21 protein-coding genes and 2 pseudogenes are annotated in these 25,769 nt (G+C 36.9%); 18 read left to right on the top strand and 5 right to left on the bottom strand.

The window, feature by feature from the left end:
* The first annotated feature begins 6 nt into the window (after nt 1-6).
* The 5 genes from BMY85_RS04410 to BMY85_RS04390 all read left to right on the top strand — a co-directional run bounded on the left by BMY85_RS04410 (nt 7) and on the right by BMY85_RS04390 (nt 5,612).
* Entirely contained in the window at nt 7-1,545 is a 1,539-nt protein-coding gene (locus BMY85_RS04410) for a class I adenylate-forming enzyme family protein (RefSeq protein WP_092476877.1), read from the top strand.
* A 27-nt stretch (nt 1,546-1,572) separates the two neighbouring features.
* The gene (locus BMY85_RS04405; protein ID WP_092476875.1) at nt 1,573-1,830 is read left to right on the top strand and encodes an acyl carrier protein; all 258 of its coding nucleotides are present in this window, start codon (nt 1,573-1,575) and stop codon (nt 1,828-1,830) included.
* Nucleotides 1,817-2,527, top strand: coding sequence for a thioesterase II family protein (locus tag BMY85_RS04400; RefSeq protein WP_092476873.1), 711 nt, complete (start codon nt 1,817-1,819; stop codon nt 2,525-2,527). Before BMY85_RS04405 ends, BMY85_RS04400 begins: the two co-directional genes overlap by 14 nt.
* A 16-nt stretch (nt 2,528-2,543) precedes the next feature.
* Nucleotides 2,544-4,139: a class I adenylate-forming enzyme family protein gene (locus tag BMY85_RS04395; protein ID WP_092476871.1), complete on the top strand. Its 1,596-nt coding sequence runs from the start codon at nt 2,544-2,546 to the stop codon at nt 4,137-4,139.
* A gap of 72 nt (nt 4,140-4,211) precedes the next feature.
* Complete coding sequence (locus BMY85_RS04390) at nt 4,212-5,612, top strand: family 43 glycosylhydrolase (protein ID WP_092476869.1); 1,401 nt, start codon at nt 4,212-4,214, stop codon at nt 5,610-5,612.
* Between the two features lie 259 nt (nt 5,613-5,871).
* Here BMY85_RS04390 and lexA read toward each other — a convergent pair whose 3' ends face one another.
* Nucleotides 5,872-6,489 (bottom strand): transcriptional repressor LexA, encoded by a 618-nt coding sequence (lexA, locus tag BMY85_RS04385; RefSeq protein WP_092476867.1) that lies wholly within the window; start codon nt 6,487-6,489, stop codon nt 5,872-5,874.
* Nucleotides 6,490-6,713: 224 nt separating this feature from the next.
* On the opposite strand from lexA, the gene yneA reads away from it, so the two are divergent.
* The 3 genes from yneA (at nt 6,714) to BMY85_RS04370 (ending at nt 10,578) form a co-directional block, all read left to right on the top strand.
* Complete coding sequence (yneA, locus tag BMY85_RS04380; protein WP_177180631.1) at nt 6,714-7,013, top strand: cell division suppressor protein YneA; 300 nt, start codon at nt 6,714-6,716, stop codon at nt 7,011-7,013.
* Nucleotides 7,014-7,111: 98 nt separating this feature from the next.
* Nucleotides 7,112-9,289, top strand: coding sequence for an N-acetylmuramoyl-L-alanine amidase (locus BMY85_RS04375; protein ID WP_092476863.1), 2,178 nt, complete (start codon nt 7,112-7,114; stop codon nt 9,287-9,289).
* 11 nt (nt 9,290-9,300) lie between these two features.
* Complete coding sequence (locus BMY85_RS04370) at nt 9,301-10,578, top strand: glycoside hydrolase family 10 protein (RefSeq protein ID WP_092476861.1); 1,278 nt, start codon at nt 9,301-9,303, stop codon at nt 10,576-10,578.
* An 86-nt stretch (nt 10,579-10,664) separates the two neighbouring features.
* Here the strand turns inward: BMY85_RS04370 and BMY85_RS04365 are convergent, their stop codons facing one another.
* A complete protein-coding gene (locus BMY85_RS04365) occupies nt 10,665-11,651 on the bottom strand; it encodes an Ig-like domain-containing protein (RefSeq protein WP_092476859.1) in 987 nt (328 codons plus the stop codon).
* Between the two features lie 422 nt (nt 11,652-12,073).
* Between BMY85_RS04365 and BMY85_RS04360 the strand changes: the two genes are divergently transcribed.
* From BMY85_RS04360 to mmsB, 9 genes are all read left to right on the top strand, one after another.
* Complete coding sequence (locus BMY85_RS04360; protein ID WP_092476857.1) at nt 12,074-13,690, top strand: response regulator; 1,617 nt, start codon at nt 12,074-12,076, stop codon at nt 13,688-13,690.
* Nucleotides 13,677-15,095: a sensor histidine kinase gene (locus BMY85_RS04355; RefSeq protein WP_177180630.1), complete on the top strand. Its 1,419-nt coding sequence runs from the start codon at nt 13,677-13,679 to the stop codon at nt 15,093-15,095. The genes BMY85_RS04360 and BMY85_RS04355 overlap by 14 nt, the downstream gene beginning before the upstream one ends.
* Nucleotides 15,096-15,224: 129 nt before the next feature.
* Nucleotides 15,225-16,223, top strand: a complete 999-nt coding sequence (locus tag BMY85_RS04350) for an ABC transporter substrate-binding protein (RefSeq protein ID WP_092476853.1) — start codon at nt 15,225-15,227, stop codon at nt 16,221-16,223.
* Nucleotides 16,224-16,262: 39 nt separating this feature from the next.
* Complete coding sequence (locus BMY85_RS04345) at nt 16,263-17,789, top strand: sugar ABC transporter ATP-binding protein (protein ID WP_092476851.1); 1,527 nt, start codon at nt 16,263-16,265, stop codon at nt 17,787-17,789.
* Nucleotides 17,782-18,858: an ABC transporter permease gene (locus tag BMY85_RS04340; RefSeq protein WP_092476849.1), complete on the top strand. Its 1,077-nt coding sequence runs from the start codon at nt 17,782-17,784 to the stop codon at nt 18,856-18,858. The genes BMY85_RS04345 and BMY85_RS04340 overlap by 8 nt, the downstream gene beginning before the upstream one ends.
* Complete coding sequence (locus BMY85_RS04335; RefSeq protein ID WP_177180629.1) at nt 18,855-19,871, top strand: ABC transporter permease subunit; 1,017 nt, start codon at nt 18,855-18,857, stop codon at nt 19,869-19,871. Before BMY85_RS04340 ends, BMY85_RS04335 begins: the two co-directional genes overlap by 4 nt.
* A gap of 223 nt (nt 19,872-20,094) precedes the next feature.
* Complete coding sequence (gene chvE / locus BMY85_RS04330) at nt 20,095-21,204, top strand: multiple monosaccharide ABC transporter substrate-binding protein (protein WP_092476847.1); 1,110 nt, start codon at nt 20,095-20,097, stop codon at nt 21,202-21,204.
* A 69-nt stretch (nt 21,205-21,273) separates the two neighbouring features.
* Nucleotides 21,274-22,806, top strand: a complete 1,533-nt coding sequence (gene mmsA / locus BMY85_RS04325) for a multiple monosaccharide ABC transporter ATP-binding protein (RefSeq protein WP_092476845.1) — start codon at nt 21,274-21,276, stop codon at nt 22,804-22,806.
* 21 nt (nt 22,807-22,827) lie between these two features.
* Nucleotides 22,828-24,003 (top strand): multiple monosaccharide ABC transporter permease, encoded by a 1,176-nt coding sequence (mmsB, locus tag BMY85_RS04320; RefSeq protein WP_092476843.1) that lies wholly within the window; start codon nt 22,828-22,830, stop codon nt 24,001-24,003.
* A gap of 56 nt (nt 24,004-24,059) precedes the next feature.
* On the opposite strand, the pseudogene BMY85_RS04315 reads toward mmsB, so the two are convergent.
* Together BMY85_RS04315 and BMY85_RS15515 are read right to left on the bottom strand one after the other, a co-directional pair.
* Nucleotides 24,060-24,332 (bottom strand): annotated as a pseudogene (locus BMY85_RS04315) (ATP-binding protein); the annotation flags it as partial.
* Nucleotides 24,333-24,364: 32 nt separating this feature from the next.
* Nucleotides 24,365-24,538, bottom strand: coding sequence for a hypothetical protein (locus tag BMY85_RS15515; protein WP_177180627.1), 174 nt, complete (start codon nt 24,536-24,538; stop codon nt 24,365-24,367).
* A 280-nt stretch (nt 24,539-24,818) separates the two neighbouring features.
* Here BMY85_RS15515 and BMY85_RS15510 point away from each other — a divergent pair, with 280 nt between their 5' ends.
* Nucleotides 24,819-24,968 (top strand): hypothetical protein, encoded by a 150-nt coding sequence (locus BMY85_RS15510; RefSeq protein WP_177180626.1) that lies wholly within the window; start codon nt 24,819-24,821, stop codon nt 24,966-24,968.
* A 571-nt stretch (nt 24,969-25,539) separates the two neighbouring features.
* Here the strand turns inward: BMY85_RS15510 and BMY85_RS04310 are convergent.
* Nucleotides 25,540-25,769 (bottom strand): annotated as a pseudogene (locus BMY85_RS04310) (ISNCY family transposase); the annotation flags it as partial.

Raw genomic sequence — 25,769 nt, 5'->3', positions numbered from 1 at the left:
GAGATTATGAGCGAAAAGAATTTTTACCAGCTAATCAGTAATTTTTCTATAAAAAGCCCAGATAAGCCATTACTTATTATTGAAGAAGAAGTTCTTTCTTATAGAGAGTTTATTAAACAAACAAGTAAAATAGCAGCGAGCTTATCTGTACTTGGAGTAAAAAAAGACAGTAAAGTTGGACTTATCCTGTCAAACAGTATTGCTTGGTATGAATTGTTCTGGGGAACAATAAAGATTGGTGCACAGCCAGTTCCAATCGATCCCCAAAGTGGGGAACTGGAACTAGAACGTCTTTTAAATGGTGCGGATATTACAATCTGCTTTATAGAAAAACAATATCGGAATAACAATATATATGATGTCGTACAAAAAGTCAGGAAAAAGACTCCACAGATTGTGAAATTTATCTATGTAGGAAAAGAAAAAGAAGATATATCGGAACCTTTTATTACTTATGATGAATTCATAAGCATTTCCAAAGGACAGGAGGAAGTGATGTGCTTTGAGGCAGATGAGAATCATGTAATGAGTCTGGCATGTACGTCTGGCAGTACGGGAAATCCCAAAATTCTATCTGTTCCTTATGAAGGATTTTTTGATGCCATTGTAGATATGGGCAATTATCTTGGATTTACAGAGAAGGATACGATGATGGTAGGTATGCCACTGTACCATCAGGGTGGATTTGGAATGGGACTTCAAGTTGTAGTAAAAGGTGGAAGTGTTATTTACCAGCCACAGTTTGATCCAATTCGTTTTTTAGAGACCGTTGAGAAAAATCATGTTACAGCAATTCAGCTGACTGCAACTTTGGCAAAGATCCTGATTTCCAATCCTAAGTTTTACGAATATAATTTATCCAGTATTCGGATCTGTTATTTTGCTGGAGAAGTATTACCAAAGGAAATAGCACAGATTTTTGTAGAGAAATTAGGAATACGTGTCATTAATGTAATCGGTTCTTCTGAAACTGCAACAATGGTAGTCTGGGATTCTGAAAAAGACTATGAGGCAGATCCTAGTGATTTCTCAGAACTGCCTTTTACGAAAGTACATATTTTGGATCAGGAAAAAAAGGAATCTGATATTGGAGAGTTATGTATTTATACAACGGGAGTTATATTCAATTATTATAAAAACCCTCAGGCTACTTCACAAACTGTTATAACAGTTGATGGAAAGCGCTGCTTTATGACGGGGGATATGGTGGAACGCCTTCCAGATGGAAGATATCATTTTTTGGGAAGATGTAAAAGAATTATTAAGCGAGGTGCTAATTTAGTTCATGCAGAAGAGGTAGAAGGATATCTTCTTATCCATCCTCTGATAGAATCTGTGGCTGTTATAGCAAAAGCACATCCAGTCTATGGGGAAAAGATTGTTGCTTATGTTAAAACAGTAAACAGACAGGAATTGACAAGAAATGATGTGGCACGATATTTTCAGGGAAAATTCAGTGCTTATAAAATACCAGATGAAGTGATTGTAACAGAAGAACTGCCTCATGATATTGGGAAAATACAGTTTAAATATATTGGAAAATAAGTTTTTGAAGGGGAAAGGAAGAAAACGATGAATCAATTAAATTTTAAGGAGTTCGCTAAAAATATAGCAGATTATGTTGGAATGGAAGAGTCTCAAATCAGGGAAGAAACCGATTTATATAGTGACTTGCTAATTGATTCTCTTGGTTTGTTCAGTATGGGAATCTATTTAACAGGTATTTATCATTTGGAAGTGCCTTTATCTAGTGTTGCGATTGTAAGTAAGGTTGGAGAACTGTTTGATGTGCTCGTAAAAGAAGGTGTGCCTGTAAATGGAGAAAACTAAATTATTCTTTCTTCCTTATGCAGGTGGTTCAGCCATGGGATATATGACCATGAAAAGATATATGGATACGGATTTATACGAACCAGTTCCACTTGAATTAGCGGGAAGAGGAAGTCGTGCAAATGAGCCTTGTTATAGTAGCATAGAAGAGTGCCTTAGTGATTTATACGAAAAAGTGAAAGTTCAGACAGCAAACTGTAGCTATGCTGTTTTTGGCCATAGTCTAGGGGCTATGATTGGATTTGAATTACTTCGTTATATTGAAAAAAAAGGAGATTCTAATTTATTATGTGGGATATTTTCAGGTAGAGTAGCACCAAGTGTTTCCTTTCCTGGACCTGTTATAAGCAGTTTAGGAGACAAGGAATTTTTGGAACAGTTTACAAAACTGGAATCTTTACCAGCGGAGATGCTAAATAATGAGAAAATACTTGAGTTCATAATACCGGTTTTAAGAGCAGATGTTGCATTATCGGAAGAATATCAATATTATGAGAATACACCTCTTTTAGCCGATATTTATGTGCTTTATGGAAAAGAAGATGTGCTGATTGAAGAAGAACATATCGATAAATGGAAGAAAGAAACTTTGAACCATTGTGAAATTACAAGTTTCCCAGGGGGACATTTTTATTATAAAGAATGTGTGGAAACCTTTGCAAAACGGCTGGATGAAATTATGAGAAGGTATTGTTAATAAGGAGGAAGGGCTTATGGTAAAAACATTTAATCAGATGTATATTGGATTTTTACAAAATGAAAAAGATTGTGAAAGAGTTGTATTACGGTTTAATGAACAGAAAGTGACAATTAAAGAGTTTGCAGCACGTGTAGAAGAAATTATGAAACACCTTATAAAGCTGGGGGTTAGAGAAGGTACAGGTGTAGGATATTCTTTGGTAAACCACATAGATATTTTGCCGTTGTTTATTGCAGTAAGCCGCTTGGGAGGCTATACATTTCCGCTGTTTACAGGTTTTCCAGCAAAATATAAAATGACATCTTATCAGATGGCTCAAGTATCTGTTGTTATCACCAATCAGGTTCAGGCAAAGGAGCTAGAAGAAGCGGGAGAAGAATTAGGATACAAACCTAAAATCGCAGTAATTGAAGAAGATACGGAATTTCCAAGCATTTTTGGCAAAGCAGAGGAAGAGATTGATGTTGCTTGGTATATGGCAGATCCTTTAAAAGAAGATATTCCGCTTTTGATTGGGTTAAGTTCAGGTACGACAGGGATTCCTAAAATGGTAGCAATGTCCCAGAAGAATATTGGTTCAGAAGTTATTGTTATGATGGGCATGCAAGATATTACATCTGATAAAATGGGAGTAAAGAATGAGAACTTGGGCAAAATGGTGGCATTTCCTTTCTCAACCAGTGTAATGCTGGTAATACTGGGAATGTTATTTTCAAAGCAGATTATCTGTTTTACTGACGATATGTCACCAGATAATTTCCTGAAAATGGCAGAGAAAACCGAAAGTAGCTGTATCACTTGCCCACCAGCATATTTTGAATCCTTATTGCTGTTAAAGGATACAGGTTCTTATGATTTAAGCAAGATACAAGGAATTGAAGGGGGAATGGATTTCATTTCGGCTTCTTTAATCCGCCGTATGAAAGAATTTCTGCCAAACTTAAAGACTTACGGTGGCGGATATGGTCTGGTGGAAACTTGTAACGTATACATGATAAAAATTTTGGACGTAAATAAGGAAGATGTGGAAGATACGGCAAAATATGAATTGGTGGATTTGGCAGACAATGTTATCAAGGTTTTAGATGAAGAAGGAAATCCGGTAGCAGACGGTGAAATTGGAGAAATATATGTTAAAGGTCCAAATGTAGTTGCTGGATATATGGAAACTCCTGTAAAAGTAAAAGAAAGATTTCCCGATGGCTGGCTAAAGACTGGTGACATCGCAATGAAAATCAATGATAAAACGGTAAATTTACTGGGAAGGGAGAAGTTTTTCATAAAAAGGGGAGGCAAAAGCATTTCTCCAATTATGGTGCAGGCTGAGATTAATAAAACTCCTGGGGTAAAAGATGCAGCAGTTGTTGGGGTTCCACATCCGTTATTTGGTGAAATGATATGGGCATTTGTGGTGAAAAAAGACAATGCAGATGTTTCGATAAAGGAGATTAAGCAGACCTGCAAAAAAGAACTTCCGTATTATATGCTGCCAGATCAGATTACATTTATTGATGAGATTCCCAAAAAATCAGGTGTAGGAAAAGTTGATTTTGAGACAATCCGTAAAATGGGTGCAGAGCAGCTTAACAAAATTTTATCGGGTAAATAGCAGTAATCAGACACCTTTCGTTCTCAATTCCTTTTTGGTATAATGTTTGAAAAAATATTTAGGAGGAATTCCATGAAGAAGCAAGCAGTAAATCCGTATTTGCCATCTTGGGAATATATACCAGATGGAGAACCATATGTGTTTGATGGCCGAGTATATATTTATGGTTCTCATGATTTCTTTAATGGACATGTTTTTTGTCTAGGAGATTATGTATGCTGGTCGGCACCTGTTGAGGATCTTGGCAACTGGAGGTATGAAGGCGTTATTTATAAAAAGACAGCAGATCCGCTGAACAAAGAAGGAAAGATGTGTTTGTATGCACCTGATGTAACCGTTGGACCAGATGGAAGATACTATTTATATTATGTGCTGGATAAAGTTTCAGTTGTATCAGTAGCAGTTTGTGATACCCCAGCAGGAGAGTATCAGTTTTATGGATATGTGCATTACGAAGATGGAACCAGATTAGGGGAAAAGCAAAGCGACCAGCCGCAGTTTGACCCTGGAGTACTTACGGAAGGAAATAGGACATACCTGTATACGGGATTTTGTGCAGGGGAAGATGCAAGCAGAAATGGTGCTATGTGTACTGTTTTAGACAAGGACATGCTGACCATAGTGGAAGCACCGGTTTTTGTTGTTCCAAGCAAATGTTACAGCAAAGGTTCGGGGTTTGAAGGGCATGAGTATTTTGAAGCTGCATCCATTCGGAAAAAAGGAGACCTTTATTACTTTATCTATTCCTCTGTAGTAATGCATGAACTGTGCTATGCAACTAGTAAAGATCCTGCGAAAGGTTTTAAATACGGCGGGGTTTTAGTAAGCAATTGCGATCTCCATATAAATTCTTATAAGGATGCAGATCAGGCAAGTGCTTATGGTTCCAACAATCATGGGAGCATGGTTGAAATAGAAGGAAAATGGTATATTTTCTACCATAGGCACACCAATGGTTCCTGGTTTAGCAGACAGGGATGTGCAGAAGAACTTGTTATTGCAGAAGATGGAACCATAGAGCAGGCCGAGCTGACTTCCTGTGGGTTAAATGGAGGACCTCTAGTAGGGAAAGGGGAATATTATGGATATCTTGCCTGCAATCTTTTTGTAGAGGGCGATGAAAACTATATTGTCTATGATGGTGTATATCCAAGAATTGTGCAGGATGGAAGAGATGGGGACGAAACACCAGGTTACATAGCAAGTGTTATCAATAATGCTACTATCGGCTTTAAATACTTTTCATGTTCCCATGTAAATAGTATTTCTTTAAAGACAAGAGGATATTTCAAAGGATATTTTGAAGTACGCAATCAGATAAATGGACCAGTCATAGCGAAAGTTTCTGTTGATTTTTCAAATGTCTGGGAAATGAATACAGCCAGTTTCCCTATTGAGGACGGTGTGCATGCACTGTATTTTACATTTCGTGGGGAAGGGAAAGGACAATTTTTATCTTTTACACTGGAATAGTGAACTGCATAAAAGTAATTTCAGAACAAAATCTGAGTTCCTCAGACTCTCGTGACTGGAATGTACTCGAAGGAACTCAGATTTTGCCATGCCAGATGGGTGTCGCTAAAAGACAGCGACACCCATCCGTGCGCATCCTGTGCCCTTTTTTTAGGGCACTTTTTATTTGACAGGGAAGGACTCGTAGAGGACTTTCTTAATAAAGTAAAAAAAGTAAAAAAGGGACCTTTGCAACAGAATTGCAAAAGTCCTCTTTCGATTAATGAAATCTTCTGTAAAGCCCACGGACTTTACCAAGTATTTCAACATGGTCCACGATAATTGGATCCATTGAATCATTTTCAGGCTGTAACCTGAAATGATCTTCTTCCTTGTAGAATGTTTTCACAGTAGCGGAATCCTCTATTAAAGCTACTACGATTTCACCATTCTCAGCTGTAACCTGCTTTTCAACTAAAATCAGATCTCCATCAAAAATACCAGCATTAATCATGCTTTCACCTTTTACCTTTAGCATAAAGGTATCGGACTTAGGAATATCCTCTGATAATAATGGAAAATACCCTTCTATGTTTTCAATTGCCAGAATTGGCTGTCCAGCAGTAACTGTTCCAACAATGGGAACATTCACAATCTCATGTCTTGCTAAATTGAAAGAGTCATCTACAATCTCAATTGCTCTAGGTTTCGTTGGATCGCGGCGGATGTAGCCGTTTTTTTCCAAGGTTTCAAGATGTGAATGCACAGAAGACGTGGATTTTAAATTCACTGCTTCACAAATTTCACGGACAGCTGGCGGATATCCTCTTTGTAAAATTTCAGATTTTATGTAATCTAAAATTTCTCTTTGCTTAGTGCTTATTTTTCCGTAACCCATTAGGGAACCTCCAAAGTAAAATTTTCTTTATTATAACTGATCCGAGAAAAAATGTCAAACAAATGTTCCGTACAAATGTTTGTAAAACACTGATTTTAATAGAAGTACAAGGGAATAGGGGAATTATATAAGAGAAAAGACGAACATATGGTCGGATAAGTATTGACAGGCAAATGTGTGTTCGATATAATACAAGTAAACAAATGTTCGATTGGAGGATTAATATGAAAGACTTAAAATTAAAATTTGTGATATTCGTATTGTTAAGTGCCATGGCTTTATCAGGTATGCTAGTTATAAGCGTACTTGCTTCAAAGGAACCCTACGAAGTGAAAAAGAATATAACAACTGTTTTTATAGAACGTGGAGATACTTTATGGACAATTGCACAGAATTACTATACCGAAGAAAATGAGTCAATGAAATCATACATTGAAGAAATAAAAGAGTGCAACCACCTGTCAAGCAGTCAGATAAAAGAGGGACAGAATCTGATAGTTCCTTATTATGAGCGGATTCATTAGAATAATTTTGTGTGACTGCCTTTTTATGACACAGTTTTAACACTTTTGCACGATACCATAATGTGAAAAAACAGGGATAATGTGAAAAGGTGGTTATTATGAAAAAGAGAAAGCGAATTATAGTGCTGCTTTTGATAGTGCTTTTGTGGCCGTGTCAGGTATCTAAAGCGGCATCTGGTTTAAAACTTAAGATGAATGGAAGTCTTTTGGATTATTCTGGGATACAGGTTAAGGTAACAATTGATGGAAAGCAAGTTCAGGTAAAGGATAATCCGGGAATTATTATAAATCATATTGCACTGGTGCCATATGACGTGGTATTTCAAAAAGGACTGGGAGCCACCTGCCAGTATAATGAATCTGCAAAGACGGTTACGATCAGGAAAGATGATGCAACTGTAAAAATGACGGTTGGCAGTACCGTTGCTTACGTAAATGGAAAGAGAAAGACGGTTTCTGTCTGTCCTAGAACAGTATATTTTTGTCAGTCTAAAATTACAAAGATTATGATACCGTCCCGTTTTGTGACAGAAGCCTTAGGTTATACATACTATTGGAATAAAAAGGAGAATGCGGTACAGATAACGAGTCCATACGCTCTTTACTACGACAAAAAGTGGCACAAGTACAGTGGAACAAAAGGGCATGTTACGGTTAACGGTTCAGCAGTGAATGTATCAGATATGCCTACAGTGGTTTTTGAAGGTTTTGCATTTGTACAGGCAAAGAAAGTGTTTGAAAACAAAGCTTTGAATGCTGCTTATCACTATAATCAGAAAGACCAGACTGTTAAGATAGAGAATGATTATGCCTATGTAAAGTATACCATAGGGAGTAAAACTGCTTACGTGAATCAGCAGAAATATTCTTTAAAAATTGCTCCTAAAATGGTAAAAGACAATGTTTCCAATAAAAGCTTTATTATGATTCCTGCAAAATTTACGGCAGAATCATTAGGCTATGAGTATAAGTGGAATACTTCTACAAAGACCAGTGAAATTACTGTAGTAAAAAAAAGAGACTGGTCATGGTATTCAAAAGGGATTAAATCTTCTTCTGCATGTACCGATACACTGGAATCTGTCGTAGTGGAAAATGTGAGAGGGGAAGAATTCGTAAGATTTACAGGAAATACTTCTTTGACAATGGAAACCGATTTTATAGAGAAAAATAACACACTTAAAATATCTTTTGCTAATCTGAATAATATTACTACAAAAGCAGTGAAAAAGTTTTCTTCTAACAAAAATGTTAAGAGCATTACCATGTCAGAATGTGAAACTGGAAATGTAACAGTGACAATACAGATAGCAGATGGAACAGAGTATTACGAAGAAGACACTGGTAAATGTTACAGTATCTGTTTTTATTCAAGTGACGAAGAAAGCAGTACAGCAGATAGTACGGAAAGTGCGGTAACTTTGCCTATTCCAAAAGGAGTTTCTTTTGAACAGCTTACCACAGAAGACTGTTATTATAATAAGCAGTTTAAAGTAATTATGCCAGGCAAACATGGGGCTTCTTTTGAGAATATTCCAAAATCCCTGCCAGATGGAGTGAAAAGCATAAAATGTACTCAGGATTCGGCAAATAAAACTATTTTGACTTTCTATACAGCAAAAGTATTAGGTTATAAAATATCAGAGCAAAAAGATACATTTGTTGTCAAGGTAGGAAATCCAAAAGACATTTACAAGAATATTGTAGTTTTGGATGCTGGACATGGTGGGAGTGATCCAGGAACCATACATAATGGTTTTCGGGAGAAGGATATTAATTATAATATTCTTTACCAGTATGCAAAAACATATTTTAATAAACCGGATTCCCCTGTGAAGGCATATTGGACCAGGACAACTGATACGCTAATAGCGCTGGATGATCGTGCCGCTTTTGCCAAAAAGGTACAGGCAGATGTATTTATCAGTTTGCATATGAATTCAGCAGGCTCTGTTTATGCTAGTGGGGCAGAAACTTTTTATACGGCAACCAATAACAAAGCCAATTCTTTTGGTGTGACTAGTAAAATGCTGGCTTCTTATTTTCAAAATCATTGGCCTTCTAAAGTTGGAATGGGGACTAGTCGTGGCGTTAAGACAGCAAATTATGTTGTGACTAAGAAAAATACAGTACCAGCTATTCTTATTGAACTTGGTTTTATGAGTAACAAACATGATATTGACATTCTTGGAAATGGTGCAAATCAGAAAAAGGCAGCAAAAACATTTTATGAAACAGTCTGCAGCTTTTTTGAACAGTATCCAACAGGAAGGTAGGGAGTGTATATATGAAATCGTATCGTCAATATGGCAGAATAAGAGTTATGGTTTTGGTACTTGTTTTTCTGTGTATGGTTATGGAACCAGTGATGGGAATTGGGGCAAAAAAAATCAGTAACAGTACAGAGAACAGCCAGGCCGTAAACAAAAATGAATTAAGGGGAGTATGGATTTCGTACCTTGAGTTTGCCAATGCACAAGTTTCTAAAATGTCAAAAAGCACTTTTTGTTCCTATATAGATACTATGTTTGATAAGTGCAAAGAATTGAAAATGAATACAGTTGTAGTGCAGGTGAGGCCAAGTGGAGATGCAATGTACCCATCAAAATACTATCCCTGGTCCAGTTACATATCTGGCGAGCAGGGAAAGGCTCTGGCCTATGATCCCCTTTCCTATATGGTCGCATCAGCACATAGAAGAGGGCTCAGGTTTTATGCATGGGTAAATCCTTACCGTGTATCAGCAGTAAGCACAGACATTACGAAGCTTGCAGTGGACAATCAGGCAAGAAAATGGAGAACATCTAAGGATAAAGGGCTGAAGCGGAATGTCCTGACATATCACAACCAGCTATACTATAATCCAGCGAAAAATGAAGTACGTACTTTAATTGTCAATGGAGTTAAGGAAATTGTCAGGAACTATGCTGTGGATGGAATTGTATTTGATGATTATTTTTATCCAGATCTGGGACAAAGTTATAAAAGTAATTTTGATGCAGTCGAATATAAAAATTATTGTGCGGCGTGTAAACAAAAAGGAAAAACATATAAAAGTATTACGGAATGGAGAAGAAGTAATGTAAGTGGATTATTAAAACGTGTAAAATCCGCTTCCAAAGCGATACGAAAAAGTGTACAGTTTGGCGTAAGTCCCCAAGGAAATATTGATAATCTGTATTTATCAAATGCTAATTACTGTGACGTGAAACGCTGGATGAAATCCTCAGGCTTTATAGATTTTATTTGCCCGCAGATTTACTGGAGTACATCAAATCCTTCCAGACCATATAACAAGGCCGTTGAAGAGTGGGCTTCTTTTAAGACAAACAAAGTAAAGTTTTATGTTGCACTTGCTGTATATAAAGCAGGTTTATCAAAACAGGAAGCCAGCAGGCTATCTCCGGCAGATATGAGATGGTGTAAAGCAGACACGAATTTAAAAGAACAAGTAGTAAATGGAAGAAAGATTGGTAAGGCAGAGGGGTTTATGTTTTATCGTTATGATAATCTGGTTTCTTCTAAGGCGTGTTCTGAAAAGAAGAATCTGCTGTCTGTTCTTTAGTGGACGTTTACTATGGGATTCCATATTAGAAAGTAGTTTTTATGAAATTAAGATAGGCAGACTAGATTTGAAAAATAGATATTCTGTTATTGCGTAACGGTTACTGAGCATTTTGCTTTTATGCCATCTTCTTGGGCATAAATAGTCGCTTTCCCTTTGGAGTGGCCAGTAACAGTGCCATTGGATACAGTGGCTACTGCAGTATTACTGCTAGACCATTGTGGGCTGTTTCCAGAAGAAACCTGTGGTTTTAGGACTTTACAGGAGCCTACAGGTATCTCTAGTCTGGAATGGTTTAAAGTCACTGTTGGCTGTTTAACAGTAACATAACATTTTGCCGTGACACCATCAATGGCTGCAGTTATGATACAAGAACCATGTTTTATGGCTGTGATTAAACCTCTTTCATTTACACTGACAACACTTCGCTTGCTGGATTTCCAAGCAGGTGAAAGATTTGACGATACAGCCGCAGTCAGTTTACGCTGTTCTTTACGGTAAAGAGTTAGGGAAGTCATGGAGAGCTTGATTTGTGGCTTCTTTATTTTTACGGTGCATGTTTTAATCGTATCATCTGCTTTTGCAGAAATGATAGCATCTCCTGGCTTATGGGCAGTTATGACACCATCCTGAGAAACTGTAGCTACGCTCGTTTTATTTGACTTCCAGGTTATTGGTGAACGGTTAGATGTTGTCCCAGTAAGGGAAAAGGATTCTCCATTTTCAAGAGAAAGATTTGTCTGATTCAGAGTTAGTTCTGTTTTGGCTACAGTTACTTTGCAAGTAGCTTCCGCATCTTTTATTCTGGCTGTTATAGACGCGGTACCTGAATGTTTTGCCGTTACTTTTCCATATGTATTGACAGTTGCTACTTTGGTATTACTGGATTTCCAAGCAGGTTTTTTTCCTGTTGAGGTTAAAGCAGTAATGTATAATTCATCTCCGATTTGGGCAGTAACATGGTACTTAGACAATGCAACATAGGAAAATCCAGCTTGAATCGGTGAAAGTGTCTGATTAAGACAAACTATAATCATAAGAAATGGTAAAAATAATTTTTTGAAATGTGACATAGAATTCCTCCATTCGATAAAAGAATGGAACCCCTAATAGTAAACGTAGGAATATTTTAGCATATAAATGTTTTTTTGTAAAATGGAAGTGATAAGCTGTAGCTAAAAACTTGGAATATCTCGATTCTATTAAGGATAGAGAAACCTATTTATTTGCTGCCGAAGCCAAAGAGAAAGGAATCATAGGCAAAGTAATTGGAGTAGACTGCGATCTGGATTATATTTTATAAAGGGGAGCATACACAAACTCTGCGAGCCAGAAGTAAGTATATGGTTTCTTCAAAGTGCTTTTATTGTAGGATGCAATGTAAGTAAATAAGGAAGTATATTCAACATGATAATACTCTTTACACAAAGCTTTTTTTAAGTTACATTATTAGTAAGAGATATGTGGAAGGCATAAGAAAGTGAGAGGAAGAAAAATGTATCGTGTTTTTTTAGCAGAAGATGAAAGTCTAATTCGCAAGGGAATCAAAAATCTGATAGCTTGGAATGAATATGGATTTGCTTTTGTAGGAGAAGCCCAGGATGGAGAACTGGCATGGCCATTAATACAAAAACAAAAGCCGGACATTGTTATAACAGATATCCGCATGCCGTTTATGGATGGACTGTCTCTTAGCAGGTTGATAAAGAAGAATATGCCTGAAACTACAATTATTATTCTAAGTGGATATGATGATTTTACATATGCAAAAGAAGCAATCGGCATAGGGGTTGACCAGTATTTATTAAAACCCCTGTCAAGGGACCAGTTAATTAAAGTACTTTTAGAGGTGAAAAAAAAGAAAGATCAGGTAAGAGAAAAACAGCGTTATATGGAACAATTCCAAAAGGAAGTACAAGAATATTTATCTAGTTCCCACCGTGCATTTTTCGAAGCCTTGATTAGTGGAAAGCATAGTGTTCCAGAGCTTATTGAACGGGCTGAAAAATTAAAAATCAATTTAACTGCTGAAAGTTATAATATAGTTTTGCTTTTAGTAGAGGAGAATTTTGATGATATTTCTTATGAGATGCAGAATGCCGATTATCAGGATGAACTCTTCCAAAAATTTCCAAAAAATAACCAGATTGAAATGTTCTCTATGGGAGTTGATGTAATTGCGTTTCTGATTAAGGCAGATTCGGGCAAAATAACTAGTGTTACGCAAAGCTGCATTAATCGTATTGCAGAAATTTTTGAGTCTTTAAATAATGTGATGAAATGGACAGCAAAAGAAGGAAATCCTGTGTCCAGGTTAAGTGCGGTAGCACAATGCTACCAAGAAGCTAGGCAGAAGATATTTCATTTGGAACAATTTGCATTAGAAGATGCAGATAATGGAATTCAAGAGAATTCTGGAAAAGAGTTTAATTTTAACAAATTGGATGCATCTAAAATGGATCAGCGTATTGTTGAAAAATTTTTGTCTAATGGATTAGAAAATGAAATAGACGGATTTGTGAATGATTATTTTAATTCTATGGGGGAAAGTGCTATGGAAAGCACAATATTCCGGCAGTACGTTTTAATGCATGTTCAGTTCACAACCAAGGCTTTTGTAGAAAAAATAAATGTGATTAAAGAAATTGTACATTCGGATCTGCAGATGGATTTATCCTTAATGGAAGCTATTTCTTCTTTAGATGGTGCAAAAACATATGTAAGTAAACTGTTAGAGGAAGCAATTCAGATTCGTGATCAAGTATCCAGATGCCGTTATAGCAGTATGATGGATAAAGCCATAGGCTATATGAAAGTTCATTTTTCAGATCATGATATTGATTTGAGAACGGTTGCAGAGGTGGCTAATATTAGTGCAACATATTTTAGTGGAGTATTTAGCCAGCAGATGGGAAAAACATTCGTGGAGTATCTCACAGAACTTCGCATGCAGCATGCTAGGGAATTGCTGCGCTGTACGGATAAAAGTTCAGGAGAAATTGCTTATGAAGTGGGTTATAAAGACTCCCACTATTTCAGTTTTTTGTTTAAAAAAGTAAATGGCTGTTCTCCAAGAGATTATCGTGCAGGAGGTAAGCATGATAAAATCTAAAATAAAAAACGGAAAAAAGAAATCCTTAAAGTCCCAGATGCGTAATTTGACGGTTGCCATTATTGTTCCTTTCGTATTAATGATATCTAATACGTTTTACATGGTTATTTCATTTAACCAGCAATATGCAACAACTCTGCAGAATGCAACGGCAGCAAGTGAATTTAACTTTGATTTTAAGGATAATCTGGATTTGGATATGTATTATTATGTGGTAGGAAGTAAAAGCAGTGACCATCTTCCGTTAGAAGAGGTGGAAAATGCAAGGCAGGTTATAAACCGCTTAAAGCTTACGACTACAAGCAAGGAAAATATCTGGCGTGTAAAAAGTCTTCTCAGGCTTTGTAACCGCTTGTCTGAGTGTATGATTAATATCGAAAAAAATAAGAACTATGATGACAAGATGGAGATGTTAGACCATGATATTTATGTACTTACGGGTCTGATTCAGACCTATATGAGAGATTACATCTATTATGAGGTGAAGGAACTGAGTCTGATGCAGAAAGAAGTAACCCATAGGGTAACCATGACTATCGGTTATATGGGGATTTTGAGCGGACTTATTTTTGCTTTTATGTTGTGGTATTCCAGACTGGTTTCCAAGCAGATTACCGAACCTGTTTCTCAATTATGTAAAAAGGTTGAGCATTTAGGACAGGGAGATTTTCATGTTGTTCCCATTGAAACAAACAACATAGAATTAAATACACTGGAAGTTGGATTTAATGATATGGCATATCATATTAACCGGTTAATGGAGAGGGAAAAGGAAAATCAGGCAGCGCTGCATAAAGCAGAACTGGAACTTCTGCAAGCCCAGATAAATCCGCATTTTCTATATAATGCACTGGATTCTATTATCTGGTTAGCAGAATCTCACCAGGATAAAGAAGTTATTGAGATGACTTCCTGCCTGTCTACATTTTTTAGGACATCCCTTAGCAAGGGGAAAGATATTATTACATTAGCAGTGGAAAAACAGCAGGTGGAAAGTTATTTGCAGATACAGAAAATCAGGTATTCAGATATTTTAGCTTACTCTATACAGATTGAAGATTCTATTTTACAATATGATATTCCAAAGTTGACTTTACAGCCATTGGTTGAGAATGCATTGTATCATGGTGTGAAAAACAAAAGAGGTGTTGGACATATTTGGGTACAGGGGATGGAAGAAGATGGAATTGTTTTAAAAGTAATAGATGATGGTGCAGGAATGACAAAGGAACAGCTTGAGGAGCTTCGTGCTGGAGTTTATGAAGACAGGCATACAGGGCTAGGACTTGTAAATGTCCATAAACGTCTGAATTTGTATTATGGTGCAGATTATGGTCTGACGTTTGAAAGTTCTCCAGGAGAAGGGACCACGGTTTGTGTAAAAATTCCAAAGATAAATAACTAAAATCATAAGAAATTATACTAATGTTTGGTTATATAAAATATTTGAAACTATGTCACAATAATGTGAATGGGTTTTCATATAGTAACAGTTTATAATGTTTATAGGAAAAAAAACTTAGGAGGTTTTATGATGAGAAAAAAGATGATTGCTCTTTTATCAGCTGCAACACTTAGTATGGCACTTGTAGCATGCGGCTCAAGTAAGACAGCAAGTACAGATGATTCTAAAAAAGATGGAGGAAGTGCAAGCGAAATCGTAGTAGGATTTTCACAGGTAGGTGCAGAAAGCGACTGGCGTACTGCTAATACAGAAAGTATGAAATCTACATTTACTGAAGCAAATGGATACAAACTGATTTTTGATGATGCTCAGCAGAAACAGGAAAACCAGATTACAGCAATTCGTAATTTTATTCAGCAGGAAGTTGATTATATCGTATTAGCACCTGTCACGGAAACTGGCTGGGATACTGTATTAAAAGAAGCAAAAGATGCAGGCATTCCAGTAATTATCGTAGACCGTATGATTGATGTGTCAGATGACAGTTTATATACAGCCTGGGTAGGTTCTGACTTCCGTGCAGAAGGTGACAAAGCTGTTGAATGGATGAATACAAAATTCGCTGATAAAGATTTAAATATCGTACATATCCAAGGTACTATTGGTTCTTCCGCACAGATTGGCCGTACAGAAGGCTTAGAAGCTGGCGTAGATGCTCACGCAAACTGGAACATTGTTGCTCAGCAGACAGGTGAGTTTACACAGGCAAAAGGCCAGGAAGTTATGGAAAGTGTGCTGAAACAAAACAGTGACATTGATGTTGTATATTGTGAAAACGACAATGAAGCCTTCGGTGCAATTGATGCAATTGAAGCAGCAGGCAAAAAATGTGGTGAAGATGGAATCACAGTTATTTCCTTCGATGCAACGAAAGCTGGTTTAACAGAAACTTTGTCAGGCAAAATCAGCTATGATGTAGAATGTAATCCATTACATGGACCACGTGTACAAAACATCATTGAAACGCTTGAAAAAGGCGAAACTCCAGACAAATTGGCTTATGTAGAGGAAGAAGCATTTGATGCAGCTACATTTACACAAGAGGAGTTAGACAAGAGAGCATACTAAAATCTGAAAAACCGAATTCTTGAAAGCAGGTGTAACGAAATGAAAGAACAGGTAGTACTGTCTATGCAAGGAATCGGCAAGGAATTTCTAGGTGTGAAAGCATTGCAGAATGTGAATTTTACATTGCGCAGTGGAGAGATTCATGCTCTTATGGGTGAAAATGGAGCAGGAAAATCTACATTGATTAAAGTTCTTACCGGAGTCTATGAATTAGATTCCGGTAAAATTTTGATAGGGGAATCCCAGACACCAGTTGTAAACCGTAGCCCACAGGAGGCACAGAAAAATGGAATTAGTACGGTTTATCAGGAAATTACCTTATGTCCGAATCTTTCAGTCGCTGAAAATCTTTTTATCGGAAGAGAACCACGCCGATTTGGATTGATTGACTGGAAAACTATGAATAAGAAGTCAAAAGAATTATTAGACCATTTGGATATTCAAGTAGATCCAGCCGTACAGTTGGATGACTGTTCCATTGCCGTACAGCAGATGATTGCCATTGCGAGAGCCGTTGATACCAACTGCAGAGTATTAATTTTAGATGAACCGACTTCTTCGTTAGATGATGAAGAAGTTTCAAAACTGTTTGGATTAATGCGCCGCTTAAAAGCAGATGGCGTTGGAATTATATTTGTTACGCATTTTTTAGAGCAAGTTTATGAAGTGTGTGACAGAATTACTGTTCTTCGGAATGGAGAACTGGTTGGGGAATATAAAACAAGCGATTTGCCAAGAGTGCAGCTAGTAGCGAAAATGATGGGAAAAGATTTTGATGATTTAGCAGATATTAAAAGTGCACATCAAAAAGATCCAAATGAAAAGAAAGTGCCTATGATTGAAGCAGAACAGCTTGGTCATACTGGAACAATCAGACCATATGATTTGACTATAAACAAAGGAGAAGTAATTGGTTTTACAGGATTGCTTGGAAGTGGCCGTAGTGAATTAGTCCGTAGTATATATGGTGCTGATAAACCGGATTCAGGTAAATTAAAAGTAGAAGGAAAAGAGGTTAAAATTAATTCACCTCTTGATGCAATAAAACTCGGAATGGCATATTTGCCAGAAAACCGAAAACGTGATGGTATTGTGGCAGACTTATCGGTCAGAGAAAACATTATTCTTGCACTTCAGGCAAGATTAGGCATGTTCCATCCAATTAGCCGTAAAAAAATGGAGGAGTATGCAGATAAATATATCGACCTTCTCAAGATTAAGACGGCAAGCCGTGAGACTCCAATAAAGAGCTTGTCAGGTGGTAACCAGCAGAAAGTAATTATTGGAAGATGGTTATTAACCGATCCGAAATTCTTAATTCTAGATGAGCCAACGAGAGGAATCGACATTGGTACCAAAACAGAAATTCAGAAACTAGTTTTAGAACTGGCTGACAAAGGAATGAGCGTGGCATTTATTTCTTCAGAAATTGAGGAAATGCTTCGTACCTGTTCTAGAATGGCTGTACTTCGTGATGGTGCAAAAGTTGGCGAATTAGAAGGCGACGACTTAACACAGCAGAAAATTATGAATACCATTGCAGGAGGTGATGAGAAACATGAATAAGAAGGAAAATACGTTATCTTTAAGAAAGCGAATCATGAGTCATCATCTGTTTTTGCCCATTGTCTGTCTGATAGTGGTTCTTTTAGTAAATGTAATCCGTACACCAGACTTTTTCAAAGTTTCCATCAATAATGGAGTGCTTTATGGTTACATTGTAGATGTAATCAATCGTGCTTCCGAACTGGTTATCTTAGCGGTTGGAATGACTTTAGTAACGGCTGCGTCTGGTGGTCAGGATATTAGCGTTGGTGCTGTTATGGCGGTGGCTGGAGCAGTATGCTGTCAGATCCTGTCTGGTGGCCAGGTTTCGGTTACAGAGTTTCAGAATTCCTTAATTCTAGCTGTAATTGCTGGTTTGGCAGCTTCCGCATTATGTGGTGCTTTTAACGGGTTCTTAGTAGCAAAAATGAACATTCAGCCAATGGTTGCAACTTTAATTCTGTTTACAGCAGGCCGTGGTATTGCACAGCTTGTTACAAAGGGACAGATTACATATGTACGTGTGGGTGCATTTAAAGTTGCAGGAGGTTACATGAAAGGATGTCCAGTTCCTACTCCAGTATTTTTTGCAATTGCCATTGTACTGTTTATTTCATTGCTTTTAAAGAAAACAGCTTTAGGATTATATATCGAAAGTGTTGGTATTAACGGAAATGCTTCTAGATTAGTTGGTTTTAATGCGACTCGCATTAAGTGGATTACATATGTTATCTGTGGGTTATTAGCAGGTGTAGCAGGTATTGTTGCATCAAGCCGTATTTACTCAGCAGATGCCAATAATATAGGCTTGAATATGGAAATGGATGCCATTCTTGCAGTTGCAATTGGTGGAAATGCATTAGGTGGAGGCAAATTCAGCTTAGCAGGTTCCGTCATTGGTGCTTACACCATTCAGGCACTAGTAACAACATTATATGCTATGCATGTTTCAGCAGACCAGCTTCCAGTATACAAAGCAATCGTAGTTATTATTATTGTTGTATTGCAAAGTCCAGCAGGGAAAAAACTGCTTACTAAAATTGGACGAAAGAAACATTCTACTATCGGAAAGGAGGCAACTCCAGTATGATAAAAGGAAGAAAAAAGCTTTCGGGAACAACTTTCCTGCTTATTATTACAATCACTTTATTCTTTGCAATGTATATTGCAGGAATGATTATATTTAAAGAACAAGGATTTGCTAAGCCTCAGATGTTTCTGAATTTATTCATTTCCAATGCAGGATTAATTGTAATTGCCAGTGGCATGACTATTGTTATGATTACGGGTGGAATTGATATTTCCGTAGGTTCTGTAACAGCTCTTGTATGTATGCTTTCCGCATATGAAATGGAGAAAAAAGGAGTATCTGCTGCTGTGACAGTTATTCTGGCTCTAGCACTAGGAATTGTGTTTGGCGTTGTTCAGGGATTTCTGGTAGCATACTTAGATATTCAGCCATTTATCGTATCTTTAGCAGGACTGTTCTTCGCAAGAGGTATGACAGCCGTTATTAGTACGGAAATGATTTCAATTAAAAATAAAACATTTTTAGCCTGGGCTAATTATAAGATTTATATGCCTTTCGGAACGAGGAACCGTAGGGGAATCTATCAGCCAGCGTACATATATCCAACCGTTATTATTGCGTTATTAGTGGTACTGATTGTATTTATTATTTTAAAGTTTACCAAATTCGGCAGGAAGCTTTATGCAATTGGTGGCAGTGAACAAAGTGCTTTAATGATGGGGTTAAATGTAAAACGGACAAAGTTTGCGGCTTATGTACTTGATGGCTTTCTTGCTGGTTTAGGTGGTTTCTTATTCTGTTTAAACAGCTGTGCAGGTTTCGTAGAACAGGCAAAGGGGCTTGAAATGGATGCCATTTCATCAGCCGTTATTGGAGGAACTTTACTGTCAGGCGGTGTAGGAAATCCTATTGGTACCCTGTTCGGTGTATTGATTAAAGGAACTATTTCCAGTCTGATTACGACACAGGGAACCTTATCAAGCTGGTGGGTTCGAATTGCTTTAAGTGCCTTATTGTGCTTGTTTATCGTTCTGCAAAGTATCATTGCGATACAGAAGAAGAAAAAAGCTTAATTACTGGTAATCTTATTTTTAATATACCCATGCCCTATGCTTTTGAGACCAAAAGGGAAAAGTCTGATAGCGTAGGGTTTTTTTATTCTTTATAAAAAATAACAATTTTTTGTTTTTTGGGTAATTCCCAGATAGTTGACAAAACAAATTTAAATTTGTATGATACTGTAAGAGCATAATGAATATGCTTACATAAAGAAAATATAATAAGGGAGGTCTCTTTATGAGAAAAAAATTTTTAGGAGTTGTATTAGGTTTATCTTTAGCACTTAGTATGTTGACTGGATGTACAGATAGTTCAGATGATACATCCTCACCAAAAGCAACAGAAGAAGCTGCAAAAAGTGCAGCTGATGGCAATTTAGTTGGTGTAGCAATGCCTACTAAGGACTTGCAAAGATGGAACCAGGATGGTGCGAACATGAAATCAGAGTTAGAAGCAGCGGGTTATGAAGTAGATTTACAATATGCTAGTAACGACATTGCAACTCAGGTATCACAGATCGAGACCATGATCTCAAATGGCTGTAATCTTTTGGTTATAGCATCAATTGATGGAGATTCTTTAGGAACTGTTTTAGAGCAGGCAAAAGAAGCTGATATTCCAGTAATTGCATATGACCGTCTGATTATGAATTCAGATGCGGTATCTTATTATGCAACATTTGATAACTATAAAGTTGGTACTGTACAAGGCCAGTACATAGAAGATTCCCTAGATTTAAAAAATGCAGAAGGTCCATTTAACTTAGAAGTTGTTACTGGAGATCCAGGCGATAACAATGCACAGTTCTTCTACAATGGTGCAATGGATGTATTAAAACCATATATTGAAGAAGGAAAATTAACGATTCAGTCTGGCCAGAAAGAATTTGCAGAAGTTGCAACACCTAACTGGGCAACTGAAACGGCACAAGCCAGAATGGAAAACATTCTTTCTTCTTTCTATGCAGATGGGAAAAAATTAGATGTTGTTCTTTGTTCCAACGATTCAACAGCTCTTGGCGTAACAAATGCCTTAGAAGCAAACTATACAGGTGACTGGCCAATTATTACAGGCCAGGATTGTGATATTGCCAATGTAAAGAACATGATTGCTGGAAAACAGTCCATGTCTATCTTTAAAGATACTCGTGAATTAGCTAAGAAAACAGTAGAAATGGTAAAGGCTGTAATGAGTGGTGGAGAAGCACCTGTAAATGATACAAAAACATACAACAATGGAACAGGCGTAATTTCTACTTACTTATGTGATCCAGTTTATGCAGATTTAAATAATTATAAAAAGTTATTAATTGATTCCGGTTATTATAAAGAAAGTGATTTACAGTAAAAACAGATAGTAAAACAGATAGCAGGTGGTTTTTTCCACCTGCTATCTATTGGAAATGGAGGTATTTTTTTGGCTAAAATGCTTTTAGAAATGAAACATATCACCAAGACATTTCCTGGAGTAAAGGCACTAGATGATGTGAATCTGGAAGTGGAAGAGGGAGAAATCCATGCTTTAGTTGGAGAAAATGGAGCAGGAAAATCCACGTTAATGAACGTATTAAGTGGAGTGTATCCGTATGGAACTTACGAAGGGGAAATTCGTTACCAGGGGGAACTTTGTAAGTTTGGGAAAATCAAGGACAGTGAAAAAGAAGGAATTGTAATTATTCATCAGGAACTGGCACTGATTCCTTATATGACAATTGGTGAAAATTTATTTTTAGGAAATGAACGTGGACGGAAGTTTGCGATTGACTGGACGGAAACTTATGGAAAGGCAGAAGAATATTTAAAAATAGTAGGACTTACGGAGTCTCCAAGAACATTGATTAAAGATATTGGAGTCGGAAAACAGCAGCTTGTTGAGATAGCAAAAGCACTTGCAAAACATGCAAAACTGCTGATTCTAGATGAGCCGACTTCATCCTTAAATGAATCGGATTCAAAAGCGTTGCTGGATCTTCTTTTGCAGTTTAAAAAAGAGGGAATGACTATTATTATCATTTCCCATAAGTTAAATGAGGTAACATACGTTGCAGATAAAATTACCATTATTCGAGATGGTGCAACCATTGAAACTTTAGTTTCTAAAAATGAGCAGATTTCAGAAGACCGTATCATTAAAGGAATGGTTGGACGTGAGTTAGCAGACAGGTTTCCAAAGAGACCTGAAAGCAAACTTGGTGATGTATGTATGGAAGTAAAAAACTGGGTGGTACATCATCCAATTTATACGGAACAGCAAGTAGTAAAAGATGTTTCATTCCATGTGAAAAAAGGAGAAGTAGTTGGATTTTATGGATTAATGGGAGCTGGACGTACAGAACTTGCTATGAGTATTTTCGGAAAGAGTTATGGTACCAGTATTTCAGGAAGCCTTTCTCTTTATGGAAGACAGGTAAATTTACATACAGTACGTGAAGCGATTGAGCATAAACTTGCCTATGTAACGGAAGACAGAAAGGACAATGGATTGATCTTGTCCGATTCTATAAAAATCAATACGACACTTGCAAATTTAGCTAGTATTTCGAAGCACGGTGTAATTGATAAAGATAAAGAATATTCTGTTGCAGACGAGTATCGTCAGAAGTTAAGAACAAAATGTCCTAGTGTGGAACAGAATGTGGGAAATCTTAGTGGTGGAAACCAGCAGAAAGTCCTTCTTGCAAAATGGATGTTTGCAGATCCAGAAATTCTGATTCTAGATGAACCTACGAGGGGAATTGATGTTGGTGCCAAGTATGAAATCTATTGTATCATAAATGATTTGGTAAAACTTGGGAAATCTGTTATTATCATTTCATCGGAACTGCCAGAAATATTAGGCATGAGTGACAGGATTTATGTTATGAATGAAGGAAGAATAGCTGGTGAATTATCTGCTAAGGGAGCCACTCAGGAAGATGTTATGTCTATTATTTTGAAAGCAGACAAATAATAAATTTGCAAAGGGGAATAGATTATGAGTAAAGAGAAATCATTGGATATCTTAAAGAAATATACAATGATCATTGCGTTGCTGCTGGTTCTTGTATTTTTCTCATTTAAAACAGGTGGCAAGATTCTGCTGCCACATAATATTAACAACTTAATTGCACAGAATGCGTATGTATTTGTTTTGGCATGTGGCATGTTGTTGTGTATTTTAACAGGAGGAAATATCGATCTTTCTGTTGGTTCTGTTGTATGTTTCGTAGGAGCAGTAGGTGCTACTTTAATGTCTAATAAGGGCTGGAACATATGGGCAGCATCCATTATGATGCTGATTATCGGTCTTTTGATTGGAGCATGGCAAGGTTTCTGGATTGCCTATGTCCGCATACCGCCATTTATCGTTACGTTAGCTGGCATGCTTGTTTTCCGTGGATTGTCTAATGTAGTATTAGATGGCATGACAGTTTCTTTAAAATCCGAAACCTATGTAAAAGTATTTGGTGGTGGAGCAGACTGTTATATTCGTGACTTTTTCGGTGGAAAAGATATGAACATTACCTGTATGGCGGCAGGTATACTTGCATGTGTTATCTTTGTAATTTTACAGATTCATAGCAGGCAGGATAAAGCAAGAAAAGGATATGCAACAGAAGCACTTCCTGCTTTAATTGCGAAACTGGCTATTATCTGTGCGGTTGCAATCTGGTTTTTCTATAAGCTTTCTAAACATAAAGGGATTCCAACATCCTTAATCTGGGTTGCCATTATTATTATGATTTATGGGTACATAACTTCTAAAACAACTACTGGACGTTATTTTTATGCAATAGGAGGAAATGAAAAAGCATCTAAATTATCTGGTATCAATACCAACAAGGTGTATTTCTTAGCTTATACAAATATGGGACTGATTTCTGCTTTAGCAGGCATGCTTACGATTGCACGTATGAAATCAGCACAGCCAACCTATGGTGTAAACTACGAAATGGATGCTATCGGTGCATGCTTCATTGGTGGAGCATCCGCTTATGGTGGAACAGGAACGATTCCAGGAGTGATTATCGGAGCATTGTTAATGGGTGTCATTAATCTTGGCATGACTATTATGAGTGTTGATGCGAACTATCAGAAAGTAGTAAAAGGACTTGTTCTTTTGGCAGCTGTTATTTTTGATGTTGTATCAAAGAGAAAAAAAGCTTAGGAATTGATCTTCAATACATAAAAAAGGGAGTGTCGTTTTAGCAATTTGAAAAATTGCTAAACGGCACTTCTTTTTTCTAGGCACATTATAAAATACGTGCTCACCCTCTTTTTTGCAGCTGCAATACCTATGGCAGTTCCCAGATGGGGCTTTCCGACTCTGCTTGGTCCTAGAAATACGATGTTTTCGTTCTTTTCAAGAAAACCCAGACTTGCAAGTTCTCTCATTTCCTGTTTATTTACAATTGGTTGAAAAGCAAAGCCATAATCCTTAAGTTCTTTTGCAAAAGGAAATGCTGTAGCCTTTATCATTGACCGTGAGGCATTCTGTTCTTTAAAATCAACTTCATAATTACTTAGTTTTAATAATCCTTCCGTGAAGGATAGTCTGAATTTATGTTTATCTTATCTGCAAAATACTCTGTTCTGGCTTCATCCATGACTGTTTTCATGTTATCTGTAACAATCTCATTTGGAACACCAGCAAAAGCTTCAAATGTATCATCAAGAAATAAAAAAAAAGTATGTCCTATCAATTTTTTCTCCTGAAGATAAGATAAAAGGAATTGATTCTTTCCAGTCTAACTGAGCCTGTTTCCCCATATTTGTCTCATATCGTATAGCTTCTTGGTCCGTGTTAGATGGTCTGCTTTTTCCAAAATAAGAATCGAATTCAGGATATTGTTTAAGATAATGACAAAAGTTACAGTAAACTGTCTATGAAGGAACGGATAGAGTGGAATAAGCAGAGAACGGAAGAAAAGCATAGGAAAACGGATAAGGTTTGGAATAGATCGTGTGTAAGGGAGAATGTGAATGAATATTGCAACAAATATGCATACAATTAATAAAAGGATAGAACTATCGTGCGAAAATGGAGTGCTCTTGCCCAAAGAAAACATGATTCCAAAAATTTGGAAAATGGTATTCTGGATGCCAGAAATCGTCTTAATTCTGCTTGGGTGACATAAGCTTGGATGGCTTTGCGTGTCATGCCCTTGCCGTGTCAGTGGTGCAAAGCAGGTTTTAAAAAAGAAGACTATTCAAGCATACTCCTGGGCGCAGAATTAAGTTGGACATAAAACGGTTTCCTGTCACTGGACAGGTGGTGTAAAAAAATATTATGAGAGGATGGTAGGGATAAGATGTGGAAAATATGAATATTGAAAAATCTATGATGAAAAAAGAGCTCTTGAGTCGATTACGATAGAGTTAATTAATCAATGCAATTGGAATTGTAAACATTGCTATCTAGATAAAAGGTATTTTGGAATAGGTGTTTGAATTGATTGACGAGGCAAGAAGTTTGGGTGCATTTAGCATTCGATTATCTGGTGGGGAAGCAATGTAAAAATGCGGGGGTGAAGAATTTCGCAATTAACTAACTGAAAAAATTAGGTAATTGCGAAACTACCTTAAAATCTTGTCTGTAGCAAGATTAAATATCAGTAAAACTAAAAATATCAATTTACAGTTATAAATTGATACAACAAAAAGACGGCTGCTTTACCCGTCATAAAAAATATGAATGAAATCCTTATGCAATCAAAGGCTTTAGGCTCCGTATGTATTCGTGTTTGTGAAGCTTATCTGCAACTAAAACAGTAACGAGCTGGGTAATTCCAGCAAGAAGAAGGTCAGCGTGTACTGTTTTTTCATTCTGTGTTTTGCGGCCAGCAACACAAAAGCTGTCTTTGAAATGATTGATGGACTTTTCAACATTCACTCTTACTTTATAGGTGGTATCCCATTCTTCTGTGCCTCTGG

The organism is [Clostridium] polysaccharolyticum (assembly GCF_900111595.1).
Classification (GTDB): Bacteria; Bacillota; Clostridia; order Lachnospirales; family Lachnospiraceae; genus Clostridium_AI; species Clostridium_AI polysaccharolyticum.
This window is presented reverse-complemented; position numbering and strand designations above follow the sequence as displayed.

Bases quoted from the DNA above. Each gene is read 5' to 3' on its own strand.
- BMY85_RS15510 (WP_177180626.1), top strand. From the start codon at position 24,819: ATGAATATTGCAACAAATATGCATACAATTAATAAAAGGATAGAACTA.
- BMY85_RS04410 (WP_092476877.1), top strand. From the start codon at position 7: ATGAGCGAAAAGAATTTTTACCAGCTAATCAGTAATTTTTCTATAAAA.
- BMY85_RS04365 (WP_092476859.1), bottom strand. From the start codon at position 11,651: ATGTCACATTTCAAAAAATTATTTTTACCATTTCTTATGATTATAGTT.
- BMY85_RS04405 (WP_092476875.1), top strand. From the start codon at position 1,573: ATGAATCAATTAAATTTTAAGGAGTTCGCTAAAAATATAGCAGATTAT.
- BMY85_RS04390 (WP_092476869.1), top strand. From the start codon at position 4,212: ATGAAGAAGCAAGCAGTAAATCCGTATTTGCCATCTTGGGAATATATA.
- BMY85_RS04370 (WP_092476861.1), top strand. From the start codon at position 9,301: ATGAAATCGTATCGTCAATATGGCAGAATAAGAGTTATGGTTTTGGTA.
- BMY85_RS04395 (WP_092476871.1), top strand. From the start codon at position 2,544: ATGGTAAAAACATTTAATCAGATGTATATTGGATTTTTACAAAATGAA.
- yneA (WP_177180631.1), top strand. From the start codon at position 6,714: ATGAAAGACTTAAAATTAAAATTTGTGATATTCGTATTGTTAAGTGCC.
- BMY85_RS04355 (WP_177180630.1), top strand. From the start codon at position 13,677: ATGATAAAATCTAAAATAAAAAACGGAAAAAAGAAATCCTTAAAGTCC.
- BMY85_RS04340 (WP_092476849.1), top strand. From the start codon at position 17,782: ATGAATAAGAAGGAAAATACGTTATCTTTAAGAAAGCGAATCATGAGT.
- BMY85_RS04400 (WP_092476873.1), top strand. From the start codon at position 1,817: ATGGAGAAAACTAAATTATTCTTTCTTCCTTATGCAGGTGGTTCAGCC.
- lexA (WP_092476867.1), bottom strand. From the start codon at position 6,489: ATGGGTTACGGAAAAATAAGCACTAAGCAAAGAGAAATTTTAGATTAC.
- BMY85_RS04350 (WP_092476853.1), top strand. From the start codon at position 15,225: ATGAGAAAAAAGATGATTGCTCTTTTATCAGCTGCAACACTTAGTATG.
- BMY85_RS04335 (WP_177180629.1), top strand. From the start codon at position 18,855: ATGATAAAAGGAAGAAAAAAGCTTTCGGGAACAACTTTCCTGCTTATT.
- BMY85_RS04360 (WP_092476857.1), top strand. From the start codon at position 12,074: ATGTATCGTGTTTTTTTAGCAGAAGATGAAAGTCTAATTCGCAAGGGA.
- BMY85_RS04375 (WP_092476863.1), top strand. From the start codon at position 7,112: ATGAAAAAGAGAAAGCGAATTATAGTGCTGCTTTTGATAGTGCTTTTG.
- chvE (WP_092476847.1), top strand. From the start codon at position 20,095: ATGAGAAAAAAATTTTTAGGAGTTGTATTAGGTTTATCTTTAGCACTT.
- BMY85_RS04345 (WP_092476851.1), top strand. From the start codon at position 16,263: ATGAAAGAACAGGTAGTACTGTCTATGCAAGGAATCGGCAAGGAATTT.